The following is a 12,702-nucleotide window of genomic DNA, read 5'->3' on the forward strand; positions in this document are numbered from 1 at the left end:
TCTTGACCAGCGAAAAGGTCTGGGTGAACTCCGCGGCCCGCTCCTGGATCATCTGAGCCGTCACGGCCGCACCGACCCGGCCGTTGTAGTGCGTTACGGCCGCTGCGCGACGCTGTCGGACCGGCCGCTGTTTGCCGGGGTCAGGTGGCAGAGCTTGACCGCGTTCGCGTTCGGCTACGATGCGCATCTCCGCCGCAGGCGTCGTGATGCCGGCCCTGCCGACCGCCGCCGCGAAGGACGATGATGACGAGCGCCTCCACCACGTTCCGCAGCACGCCGTCTGCGGCGGCCCGCCTGGACTCGCTGACCGGGCTACGGTGGATCGCAGCGCTGATGATCTTCTGCTTGCACATCCAGAGCGAGAGCAACTTCTTCGTCGCCGACAGCCTCGCCCAGCAGGCGATGAACTCGCTCCTGGCGGCAGGGCGGTCCGGGGTGTCGTTCTTCTACATCCTGTCGGGCTTCGTGTTGGCCTGGTCCGTGCGGCCGACGGACACCGCCAGCCGATTCTGGTGGCGCCGGTTCTCCAAGATCTACCCGAACCACTTCGTGACGTTCCTGATCGCCTGCCTCCTGGTGTCGTGGCGGGGCATGGAGGTCATCGATTTCGAGCGGCTGTTCTACAACCTCACGCTGCTGCATTCCTGGGTGCCCGGGCGGGCCGACATCTGGTACTCGTTCAACGGCCCGTCGTGGTCGCTGAGCTGCGAGGCGTTCTTCTACCTGTGCTTCCCGCTGCTCTACGCCGGGCTGCGGCGGCTCCGACCGGTCGCCTGGTGGGTCATCGCGGGGACGTCGGCCCTCGTCATCGCGGTTCTTCCGTTCGGCATCAAGGTTTTCCACGAGCCGTTCGGCTGGTCCGAGCACTTCGTCGTGTACCACCTGCCGCCGGTCCGGATGATCGAGTTCCTGCTCGGCATGTGCCTCGCGCTGCTGGTGCGCGCCGGCCGGTGGCGCGGACCCGGCATGACGGTCAGCATCCTGGTGGTTCTCGCCGGGATGACCGTCGCGGCGTACGTGCCAGAGCAGTACGGGCTGGCCCGCGACGCCGCCTGCACCGTGCTCGGCTACTCGCTTCTGCTCCCGGCGGCCGCCCTGGCCGACGTGCGGCAGTCACGATCGATCTGGCGGGCGCCGCGCCTGGTCTACCTGGGCGAGGTCTCCTTCGCCTTCTACATGGTCCACGAGATCTGCCTGTACGCCGTACGGCACACGTTCGGCGACGACGAACCCCACCGCCCCACGGTGGCCGCCGCGGTCCTGGTCCTGGCCACGTTCTGCATGGCACTCGTCGCCGCGATGATCCTGCACTATGCCGTGGAACTGCCGATGATGCGGCTGCTCACCGGCGGACATCGCCGGACCTCCGCAGGCCGCGGCACTCCGGCCGTCGGTCCCGGCACCGGGCAGGGCGCGGTGCCGGCGCAGCCCGGCGGCGATGATTCGGCTCGGCCAGTTCCGCAGCCGGTGGCGGCCGCTACAACGTAGGTACGCTCTGCCGACCGAAGCCGGACGCATGCTGCCCATGCATGGCGCCCGATGCTGACTGGTGCTGACAACGACGTGAGGCCAACCGTCCGTTCATCTTTTCGGCTGGCCTCGATCGAGGTTTCGGCTGCCCGCTTGCTGCCTCCGGGAACCGGGCTGGTGCCGTGCAACTTACGTATGCCGTCCAAGACCCTCCCCGGTCGCTGGGATTGTCGCGCGCACAGCGCTGGCCCGTCGCTCGCGCCGACCTGCGCGATGTCACCGACCGCCTCGGCCACCGTCTCCATCACCATCGGGCGTACCTTCATCATGGCCCCGATCGCCGCATGAGGGCATGACGAACGGGCGGGCTTGGGGGTCGATGGTCCTAGTCGTCTGTTCGGTCCTCAGGATCGTCGTGCCAGTTGTCGTCGTGGCGGCCGTTGAGCACGCGGTACCGCTGCATCATTGCCTACGCCACCTGGCTGGTCACCGACGGCGTCCCGATCAACCTGGTGCAGCGGGTCATGGGCCACGAGCAGGCGTCCACGAGGCTCAATCGTTATACGCGAACTCCGGCCGACTACGCCGCCCGCGTCCTGGCCGCCTTCGACAGCGCTGCTGCCTCTCTGCTGCCTCCCGTCTGGAAAACACCCTCAGAGAAAACCTTCGACGGGAACGGAGAGGAGCTGTGACCTGCGGCGCAGCGCTCACCCCAAAAAGGGACGACCCCCGTCGGGGGGAGACGGGGGTCGCCTGAGGTTCGGCTCCGGGGGGGTCGAGCCGAACCCACTCAGCGGTCACGGGGGGTGCAACCGCCGAGGGCTTCCAGGGTGACGAGACGTGAGCTCCCGTCGCGAGCACAAGCATGCCGCAATGGACCGGTATACGTCGAGTGGTGTGCGCTCACCCCACCCCCAATTTGTGTTCGGAGAGTGTGACCATGGTCACTCTCGGCAGGGGTGGCGGCGTCCCTGCCGGCCGGGAGGCCCCGGGGACCCGTCAACGGCGGACCGTCGGGCTAGACTTTCGCGCCGTGGGCCGAAGTGCCGCTTTCTTCGATCTGGACAAGACCGTCATCGCCAAGTCGAGCGCCCTGGCGTTCGGTCGGCCGTTCTACCGGGACGGCCTGATCACCCGGCGTGACGTGGTCAAGTCGGCGTACGCGCAGCTGATGTTCCGGCTGGGCGGCACCGACGAGCAGACCATGGCCCGGACCCGGGACTACCTGGCCACGCTCTGCAAGGGCTGGCAGGTGGAACAGGTCCGCCAGATCGTCGCGGAGACACTCCACGAGCTGATCAACCCCTACGTGTACGCCGAGGCGGCCGCCCTCATCGAGGAGCACCAGGCCGCCGGGCGGGACGTCGTGCTGGTCTCCGCCTCCGGCGACGAGATGGTCCGCCCGATCGGTGCGCTGCTCGGGGTGACCGACGTGATCGCCACTCGGATGGCGGTCGAGGACGGCCGGTACAGCGGCGAGGTCGAGTTCTACGCGGCCGGCCCGAGCAAGGTCGACGCGGTCGGCAAGCTGGCCACGGAGCGTGGCTACGACCTGGCCGACTCGTACGCCTACTCCGACTCGTACAGCGACCGACCGCTGTTGGAGTGCGTCGGGCACCCCACCGTCGTCAACCCGGACCGGGCGCTGCGCAAGCTGGCGGTGGAGAACGCGTGGCCGGTGCTGGAGTTCCGGCACCCGATCCCGCTGGGCCGGCGGCTGCGCGAGCGGCCCGCCGTGCCGGTCGCCGCGGCGGCGCTCGGCGTCGGCGTCGGGGTGGCCATCGGCATCGCCTGGTACGGCCGGTACCGCCGCGCCAAGGTCACCCCGGTCGCCTGACCGCCTGGCGGGTGGGTCAGGACGCGGCGAGCACCTCGTCGCCGATGAGCTCGATCTGGTCGGCGCCGACCTCCACGGCTGCCATGTAGTGGCGCAGCCAGGAGCGGAGCCCGTCCGGGGTGCCGGTGGCGAAGGCACCGGCCGCGCCGACGTACTCCGGTTCCCGCTCGTGGTGGCCGACGTCGACGGCGACCAGCCCGCGCGGGTCCAGGCCGGTGGCGAGCAGCACCAGCCGGGCGGCGGCCCGGGCCACCACGCCGGACGGCCCGGCGAAGGGGCGCAGGTTCAGCAGCTCGCCGTGCACGACGGCGGCCAGCACCAGCGGGGGGACCTTGGTGCCGCCGGCGACCAGGCCTGCCAGGCCGTCGAGCCGCGCCGCGACCACCGGGTCGGCCACCGGCCGGCCCAGCTCGGATTCCGCCACGACGTCGCGGGCGGCGAGGACGTGCAGCTTGGCGAGGGCCTGGCGGGGGGCCTTCGGCCAGAGTTCGCTCAGCCCCGGCAGCGCCCCGGCGACCCGCAACGCGCCCTGGAGGACGGGGTCGGTGACCGTGCCGGCCCGGACCGCCTCGCGCTCGTGGGTACGGCCCTCGAGTGCGGCGCTGGCCACCGCGGACCGGAGGCTGACCTCGGCCGCGACCTGCCCGCCGTGCCGGCGCAGCGCGCGGTGGCGGTGTGCCTGGTCGACCCGGTCGCGGGCGCGCTCGACGGCGGGCGCGATGTCGGCGAGCGCGAGCAGCGGGGCGAGCGGATCGGTGGTCACCCCGTCACGCTAGCGACCGGCCCGGCCCGACCGGGGGCCACCCGCCCGCAACGCGACCGGGGCCACCCGCCGCACCGTCACCCGCGTCGCCGGCTCGCCGAAGGGGCGGGATCCCGGCGGGCCGGACACCACCGTTCCGGCGAATCGGAGTCGATCACAGACCGGCACCACGCGGTGCGGCGCGCCGCCCGGCGCGTGCCGCGGGCCGCTGAGCGCGTCGGCGGTCACCGGGCTGTCGCGGGCGCGCGGCGCCGCGACTAACCTCTAGCCGGGTAGGAGACGCAGGTCACGCGATGAAGGAGTACGGCATGAGCGAGGCATTGGCCAACTTGTTGAACGAGACGCGCCAGTTCCCGCCGCCGGCCGAGCTCGCCGCGAACGCCAACGTCACCGCCGAGGCGTACGCCGAGGCGGCGGAGGACCGGCTGGGCTTCTGGGAGCGCCAGGCCGGGCGGCTGGCCTGGGCGAAGCAGTGGGACCAGGTGCTCGACTGGTCGAACCCGCCGTTCGCGAAGTGGTTCGTCGGCGGCCAGCTGAACGTGGCGTACAACTGCCTGGACCGGCACGTGGAGGCCGGCCAGGGCGACAAGGTGGCGATCCACTGGGAGGGCGAGCCGGGTGACACCCGCACCGTCAGCTACGCCGACCTGCACAAGCTCACCTGTCAGGCGGCGAACGCGCTGACCGAGCTGGGTGTGGCGGCCGGTGACCGGGTGGCGATCTACATGCCGATGATCCCGGAGGCGGCGGTCGCGATGCTGGCCTGCGCCCGGATCGGCGCCACGCACAGCGTAGTCTTCGGCGGCTTCTCCGCCGACGCGCTGACCAACCGGATCCAGGACGCCACCGCCAAGGTGGTGATCACCGCCGACGGCGGTTACCGGCGGGGCAAGCCGTCGGCGCTGAAGCCGACGGTGGACGAAGCGGTGGCGAACTGCCCGTCGGTGGAGCACGTGCTGGTGGTCCGCCGCACCGGCGAGGACGTCGCCTGGTCGGCGAAGGACCACTGGTGGCACGAGACGGTGGAGACCGCCGCGCCGGAGCACACCGCGCAGCCGTTCGATGCCGAGCACCCGCTGTTCATCCTCTACACCAGCGGCACCACGGCCCGCCCGAAGGGCATCCTGCACACCACCGGCGGCTACCTCACCCAGACGTCGTACACCACGCACGCGGTCTTCGACCTGAAGCCGGAGACGGACGTCTACTGGTGCACCGCCGACATCGGCTGGGTGACCGGGCACTCCTACATCGTGTACGGCCCGCTCTCCAACGGCGCGACCCAGGTCATGTACGAGGGCACCCCGGACACCCCGCACAAGGGCCGGTTCTGGGAGATCGTCGACAAGTACAAGGTGACGATTCTCTACACCGCGCCGACGTTGATCCGCACCATGATGAAGTGGGGCGAGGACATCCCTGCCGGGTATGACCTGTCGTCGCTGCGGCTGCTGGGCAGCGTCGGCGAACCGATCAACCCGGAGGCGTGGATCTGGTACCGCCAGCACGTCGGCCGGGGTGAGCTGCCGATCGTGGACACCTGGTGGCAGACCGAGACCGGCGCGATCATGATCTCGCCGCTGCCCGGCGTCACCGAGGCCAAGCCGGGCTCGGCGATGACCCCACTGCCCGGCATCGTCGCCGACGTGGTGGACGACCAGGGGCAGTCGGTGCCGAACGGCGGCGGTGGCTACCTGGTGCTGCGCGAGCCGTGGCCGTCGATGCTGCGCACCATCTGGGGTGACGACAGCCGGTTCATCGAGACGTACTGGTCCCGCTTCGAGGGCATGTACTTCGCCGGTGACGGGGCGAAGAAGGACGACGACGGGCACATCTGGCTGCTCGGCCGGGTCGACGACGTGATGCTGGTGTCCGGGCACAACATCTCCACCACCGAGGTGGAGTCGGCGCTGGTCAGCCACCCGTCGGTGGCGGAGGCGGCGGTGGTCGGCGCGACCGACCCGACCACCGGCCAGGCGATCGTCGCGTTCGCCATCCCGCGCGGCAGCACGGACATCTCCGGCGAGGCGGGCGAGCAGCTGATCGCCGAGCTGCGCAACCACGTCGCGAAGACGCTCGGCCCGATCGCCAAGCCCCGGCAGATCATGCTGGTGCCGGAGCTGCCCAAGACCCGCTCCGGCAAGATCATGCGCCGGCTGCTGCGGGACGTGGCGGAGCACCGGTCCCTGGGCGATGTCACCACGCTCCAGGACTCCTCGGTGATGGAGCTGATCTCCTCCGGCATGGGTGGCGGTAAGTCCGACGAGGACTGACGGCAGACGTACCCCGAGGTGGGTGACGGTCCGCGCGGACCGTCACCCACCGTCGTTTCCCGCGCGGTACGACCGGAGCCGCCGGTCGGTCGGTCGGTGGATTGCCGGCTGGCACACCGACGGCGGCACCCAGGTCAAGGCGCAGTACTACCTGGCCGAGTGGCGCAACTTCGACGGCTTCGACAAGGGCCTGAAGTACGCCTACGACACGGTGTACTCGCACGAGGCCTGGAAGGTCGACCGGATCGCGTACAACGCCCCGGGCATGCTGGTCTGGTACCGGGACACGGTGCTGGGCGACGTCAACCACGTCACCGCGCAGATGACCGCGCTGCCCAGCTACGGCGCCAAGGGCGGCCTGCTGATCGTCGACTCGCACTTCGACCCGTACCGCCGGCAGGGTGAGGCGGCCGTGAAGGACCCGTCGACGCTGGACAACCTGCCCAGCCGTCCGCAGTCGTCCAACGCGGCGTTCTCGCTGAAGCCGACGTACCCCTTCAAGGAGTGCCTGGAGGCGGCGAACGAGTTCTACAGCGAGTACTGCACCGACTTCGGTGCCCAGGCCCCGGTGTCGGCCTTCTCCGACGCCAAGGGCTGGTACCCGGGCATCGAGATCCGCAACGGCGCGGCGTTCGCCCGGGACAACGACGCCTCGGTGGTCGTCCCGTCGCGGGGCAACGCGAAATACACCACCCGGGTGGTGAACCCGGACGGCACGCCGGCGACGGGGTACTACGGGGCGACCCTCGGCGGTGGCGCGATCGTGCTCGGCACCGGCAGCCCGGGTGACCAGGGCCTGCACTACGGGGTCTCGATCACCATCAAGCGGGCCGCCAAGGACAACTCGTACGCCACGGTGTACGTCACCTCGGCCACCCCGTGACCTGAGGCCCGTCGACTGACGGGACACACGGCGGGGCCCGGCTGGAGCACACTGCTCCGGACGGGCCCCGCTTCGCGTTCTCTTACGCCGCCCGCCATCCGGCCAACTTTCCGTGTGACATTTTCGAGGCCGCCAGCGCTCCCCTACGGGGACTCCATAATCACGACCACTCTCGGTGACCGTGGCCGAAACGTAATGTGAATCGGCGCTGAATCCGTGCGCCTTTTGGTCCACATTTGCCCGCAAAAGATGCCCGCATTCCTGAGTGATTGCCCCGTGACAACGATGCAAACCTCTGTCATTGTGAGTGACGCATGACATGACAGTGATGGCTTTGGCTGCCTCTGTCATGTAACACATCCACAAAGGAGGAGGACCTTTGAGGAGACGAGTCACAGCGGGCCTGGCCTCGGCCGCGGCCGCGCTGCTGGCAGCCGGTGTCGTCACGGCCCCGGCTTCCGCCGCCCCGGCGGCGGAGCCCACCCCCGGCGCCGACAAGGCGAAGCATGGCAAGGACAGCCTCCCGGATCCGAAGTCGGATCAGCAGCGGGAGGTCAAGAAGCAGGCGATCGCCGACCTGCTGACGGGCAAGGCCAAGCTTCAGACGCGCAACGGCTCGAAGGTCATCCAGGTCAAGGACGACCTGTTCGTCGAGTACCAGCAGGCGCCGAAGACCGACCCCATCTTCACGATGCTGGTCAACTTCGGCGACAAGACCGACCCCCGTACCGGCGGCACCCTGGGCCCCGTGGTCAACCAGATCCCGGAGCCGGACCGCAACTGGGACGGCGGCGCCACCGACAACAACAGCACCCTGTGGCGGTCCGATTTCAGCAAGGACCACTACAAGGACATGTTCTTCGGCGAGGGCGAGTCGTTCAAGGACTTCTACCTCAAGCAGTCCGGTGGTCGGTACACCGTCACCGGTGACGTGAGCGACTGGGTCACCGTTCCCTACAACGAGGCGCGGTACGGCAGCAACGCCATCTCCGACGCCGACGGCTCCTGGAACTTCATCAAGGACAGCGCCACGTCCTGGTATGACGCCCAGATCAAGGCCGGCAAGACGCCGCAGCAGATCAAGGACTACCTGGCCCAGTTCGACATCTGGGACCGGTACGACTTCGACGGCGACGGCAACTTCAACGAGCCCGACGGCTACCTCGACCACTTCCAGGCGGTGCACGCCGGTGAGGGCGAGGAGGCCGGCGGCGGCGCCCAGGGCGAGGACGCCATCTGGTCGCACCGCTGGGCGGCGTTCCCCAACCTCGAGGGCAAGGCCGGGCCGGCCGGCAACCTCGCGGGTGGCGTGCAGATCGGCGACACCGGGATGTGGATCCGTGACTACACCACGGAGCCGGAGAACGGTGGTCTGGGCGTCTTCACCCACGAGTACGGTCACGACCTCGGTCTGCCGGACCTGTACGACACCGCGGGTGGCGACAACGGCGTCGGCTTCTGGAGCCTGATGTCCTCGGGTTCGTGGCTGAGCCACGGCACCGACGACATCGGTTCGACCCCGGGTTACATGGACCCGTGGTCGAAGCTCTTCCTGGGCTGGCTGAACCACACCACGGTCGACTACGGCAAGGGCAGCACCCAGGTGACCCTGGGCCCGGCCGGTGACAGCGACGGGCCGAAGGCCCAGGCTGTCGTGGTCAACCTGCCCTCGCAGACCCAGACCACGAACTACAACACGCCGTTCGGCGGGTCGTACGAGTGGTGGGGCGGCAGCGCGGACGACCTGAACACCTCGCTGACCCGCACCCTGGACCTGACCGGCTCGACGTCCGCGTCGATCACCGCCAAGGCCCAGTGGGACATCGAAGAGGACTACGACTACCTCTACGCCGAGGTGTCCACCGACGGTGGCGCCACCTGGCACGCGCTGAGCAACTCGCTCATCGACGCCGGCGAGACCGGCGTCGACGGCTCCACCAGCGGCAACTGGGTCGACCTGACCTACGACCTGTCGGCGTACGCCGGGCAGACCGTGACGTTCCGCTACCGCTACGCCACCGACGGCGGCGTGCACCTTGCGGGTCCGTTCCTGGACAACATCTCGCTGACCAAGAACGGCACCGTCGCGTGGACCGACGACGCGGAGACCCTCGCCGCGGAGTGGACCGCCAAGGGCTTCACCCGGATGACCGGCTCGGTCACCGACACGTACCCCCGCTTCTACATCGCGGAGAACCGGACCTACGTCGGCTACGACGACACCCTGCGGACCGGTGGGTACAACTTCGGCTGGGGCAACACCCGTCCGGACTTCGTGGAGCGGTTCTCGAACCAGCCCGGCCTGCTGGTCTGGTACGTGAACTACGCGTACGGCGACAACAACACCTCGGCGCACCCGGGCTACGGCCTGAACCTGCCGGTCGACGTCCGGCCGGGTCAGATCAAGGTCGGCAACCAGGGCACCATCAGCAACCGGCGCAACGGCTACGACGCGACGTTCAGCCGGTACGCCAAGCCGGCGCAGACCTTCCACAAGAACGGCGTGGCGGTCACGGTCCCGGCGCTCGACCCGAACCCGCTCTTCACCGACAGCGGGGCGAACAAGTACTGGAACAGCAGCAACCCGTGGAACTCGGTGAAGGTGGCCGGCACCGGCACCAAGATCGAGATCCTGCAGCAGGGCACCAACCCGACCGACGACATGGTCGTGAAGGTCAGCAACTGATCGGGTAGTAAGTCCGAAGGGGCCGGTGGCGTCGCCGCCACCGGCCCCTTCCGCATATCCAACGATCGAAAGACGTCACTGCATTCCGCCGTCGCGCGGTTCGCCCTGCTCACCGCCCTCGATGGCCCGATCCGGTGTGACGGCGAAAAGCATTCCCAACAAAAAGTTGCTACAAATCGACGCACCTGTCTTCCCACCCGTCACGGGAATGTCTATCTTCACCATTGGTCCCACTCGTGGGACGTCTCCACCGGCCCGTACCCCCGTAGGGCCGGTTCCCTCACACCGGAGGTACCACGTGCGCAAAGTCGCAGTGGGTCTGCTCGGGCTTTCGCTGACGGCGACGGGACTGATGGCGGGCACGGCCGCCAGCGCGGCGCCGACGCCGAAGCTCCCGACGGCCGCCCCGTCGGTCGCCGAGCCCGCGCAGACTGATCACGATCTGCCCAACCCGCTGGAGAGCAAGCGGCGGGCGCTGCGTCAGGAGGGCCTGAGCGAGGTCCTCTCCGGCAGGGCGAAGGCACAGAAGATCAACGGCAGCACCGTCGTCAAGGTCGGCAAGACGCAGGCGGACGGCCGCAACGCCCGCACCGCCGGGGCCGGCGCCGCCGCCCAGACGCAGGACCAGTACGTCGAGCTCTCCCGCGAGCGGACCGACAAGATCTTCGTGATCCTCGCCGAGTTCGGCGACGAGCGGCACCCGAACTACCCGGACCAGGACACCGACCCGGACACCCCGGGCCCGACCCGGTTCGACGGGCCGCTGAACAACCAGATCCCGCAGCCCAACCGGGCGGTGGACAACTCCACGGTCTGGCAGCCGGACTTCAGCGCTGACCACTTCCGCGAGCTCTACTTCGGCACCGGTCAGGGCGACGAGTCGCTGAAGCAGTACTACGAGGCCCAGTCCTCGGGTCGCTACAGCGTCGACGGCGAGGTCACCAATTGGGTCAAGGTGAAGTACAACGAGGCCCGGTACGGCCGTTCCGACGGCTACCCCTGCGCCTCGAGCGTCTGCACCAACACCTGGGCCCTCGTGCGCGACGCCGCCAACCAGTGGGTCGCCGACCAGAAGGCCCAGGGCCGCACGGACGAGCAGATCGCCGCCGACGTCAAGTCGATGGACCAGTGGGACCGGTACGACTACGACGCCGACGGCAACTTCAACGAGCCGGACGGCTACATCGACCACTTCCAGATCGTCCACGCCGGCGGCGACCAGGCCGACGGTGACCCGATCCAGGGTGAGGACGCCATCTGGAGCCACCGCTGGTACGCGTTCGCGTCCGACCAGGGCAGGACCGGCCCGGCCGACTTCCCGGCCGGCGGCACCCAGATCGGCGACACCGGCGTGTGGATCGGTGACTACACCATCCAGCCGGAGAACGGCGGCCGGAGCGTCTTCTACCACGAGTACGGCCACGACCTCGGTCTGCCGGACGACTACAACGTCACCAGTGGTGGGGACAACAACAACGAGCACTGGACCCTGATGGCCCAGAGCCGGCTCGGCGCCAAGAACGACGGCGGCATCGGCGAGCGGGGCGGCGACCTCGGCGCCTGGAACAAGCTCCAGCTCGGCTGGCTCGACTACGAGGTCATCAAGGCCGGCCAGAAGCGCACCCTGGAGCTCGGCCCGCAGGAGTACAACTCCACCAAGGCGCAGGGCGCCGTGGTGGTGCTGCCGCAGCGCGAGTACACCTTCCAGAACGGCAAGCCGTTCGAGGGCGAGAAGCAGTACTTCTCCGGCAACGACGACGACCTGAACACCACGATGACGCGGACGATCGACCTGACCGGGAAGACCAGCGCCGCGCTGTCGATGAAGGGTCGCTACAACATCGAAGAGGACTTCGACTACCTCTTCTTCGAGGCGTCCACCGACGGTGGCCAGAGCTGGGCTCCGCTCAATGGCACGGTCAACGGCAAGGCCCTCAAGGAGATCTCGCCCGGGCGCTACGCCCTGGACGGCTCCAGCGACGACCAGTGGGTCGACGTCAACATCCCGATGGACGCCGTCGCCGGCAAGGTCGTGCAGTTCCGGCTCCGCTACCAGACCGACGGTGGTGTCTCCGCCGGTGGCTTCTACGGTGACGCGATCACCATCACCGCCGACGGGCAGACCCTGCTCAGCGACGGTGCCGAGGCCGGTGCGGGCGACTGGGCCCTGAACGGCTGGGACATCGTGGCGGAAACCTACACCCGCCTGTTCGACAACTACTACATCGCCGGCAACCGGTCGTACGTCTCGTTCGACCAGTACCTGAAGACCGGCCCGTACTTCTTCGGCTACGCGAACACCCGGCCGGACTACGTGGACCACTACGCGTACCAGACGGGTCTGCTGATCTCCTACTGGAACCTGCGGTGGGCCGACAACGACACGTTCGCCCACCCGGGCGAGGGTCGGAACATGATCATCGATGCGCACCCGCGGCCGATCTACAACCTGACCGGCAACCCCTGGCGGGCCCGGATCCAGGTCTACGACGCGCCGTTCAGCCTGAAGAAGGCGGACTCGTTCACGCTGCACATCAACAGCCAGCCGCAGTACATCCGTGGCCAGGCCGCGCAGCCGCTGTTCGACGACACCAAGCAGTACTGGTACCCGGAGCTGCCGAACCACGGCGTCAAGCTCCCGGCCACCGGCACCAAGATCAATGTCCTGGAGCAGGACGGCACCTCGCTGAAGGTCCGCTTCTCCTGACCCGCTGATCAGCGCAACACCGCACAACGCGATGCCCGGGCAGGCCACCTGCCCGGGCATCGCCCTTTCCGGCGCCGGCCCCC

The 12,702-nt window shown here is 68.9% G+C and carries 8 protein-coding genes; 7 read left to right on the forward strand and 1 reads right to left on the reverse strand.

The genetic code is table 11. From position 1 onward, the window contains the following. The first annotated feature begins 243 nt into the window (after positions 1-243). The 3 genes from OG799_RS26905 (at position 244) to OG799_RS26915 (ending at position 3,307) form a co-directional block, all read left to right on the forward strand. Positions 244-1,488: an acyltransferase family protein gene (locus OG799_RS26905; RefSeq protein WP_406038748.1), complete on the forward strand. Its 1,245-nt coding sequence runs from the start codon at positions 244-246 to the stop codon at positions 1,486-1,488. Between the two features lie 422 nt (positions 1,489-1,910). Further along, complete coding sequence (locus tag OG799_RS26910; RefSeq protein WP_406038750.1) at positions 1,911-2,162, forward strand: hypothetical protein; 252 nt, start codon at positions 1,911-1,913, stop codon at positions 2,160-2,162. Between the two features lie 341 nt (positions 2,163-2,503). Further along, entirely contained in the window at positions 2,504-3,307 is an 804-nt protein-coding gene (locus OG799_RS26915; protein WP_406038752.1) for an HAD family hydrolase, read from the forward strand. 16 nt (positions 3,308-3,323) lie between these two features. On the opposite strand, the gene OG799_RS26920 is transcribed toward OG799_RS26915, so the two are convergent. Then, the gene (locus OG799_RS26920; RefSeq protein WP_406038754.1) at positions 3,324-4,070 is read right to left on the reverse strand and encodes an oxidoreductase; all 747 of its coding nucleotides are present in this window, start codon (positions 4,068-4,070) and stop codon (positions 3,324-3,326) included. A 308-nt stretch (positions 4,071-4,378) separates the two neighbouring features. On the opposite strand from OG799_RS26920, the gene acs reads away from it, so the two are divergent. The 4 genes from acs to OG799_RS26940 all read left to right on the forward strand — a co-directional run bounded on the left by acs (position 4,379) and on the right by OG799_RS26940 (position 12,619). Next, positions 4,379-6,343 carry an acetate--CoA ligase gene (gene acs / locus OG799_RS26925; protein ID WP_406038756.1) on the forward strand — a complete coding sequence of 655 codons (1,965 nt, stop codon included), beginning with the start codon at positions 4,379-4,381 and terminating at the stop codon, positions 6,341-6,343. A gap of 22 nt (positions 6,344-6,365) precedes the next feature. Beyond that, entirely contained in the window at positions 6,366-7,226 is an 861-nt protein-coding gene (locus tag OG799_RS26930) for a hypothetical protein (RefSeq protein WP_406038758.1), read from the forward strand. Positions 7,227-7,605: 379 nt separating this feature from the next. Next, entirely contained in the window at positions 7,606-9,912 is a 2,307-nt protein-coding gene (locus tag OG799_RS26935; protein ID WP_406038760.1) for an immune inhibitor A domain-containing protein, read from the forward strand. A gap of 313 nt (positions 9,913-10,225) precedes the next feature. Next, a complete protein-coding gene (locus OG799_RS26940; RefSeq protein ID WP_406046416.1) occupies positions 10,226-12,619 on the forward strand; it encodes an immune inhibitor A domain-containing protein in 2,394 nt (797 codons plus the stop codon). The last annotated feature ends 83 nt before the right edge of the window (positions 12,620-12,702 follow it).

Source organism: Micromonospora sp. NBC_00898 (assembly GCF_045207895.1).
Classification (GTDB): domain Bacteria; phylum Actinomycetota; class Actinomycetes; order Mycobacteriales; family Micromonosporaceae; genus Micromonospora.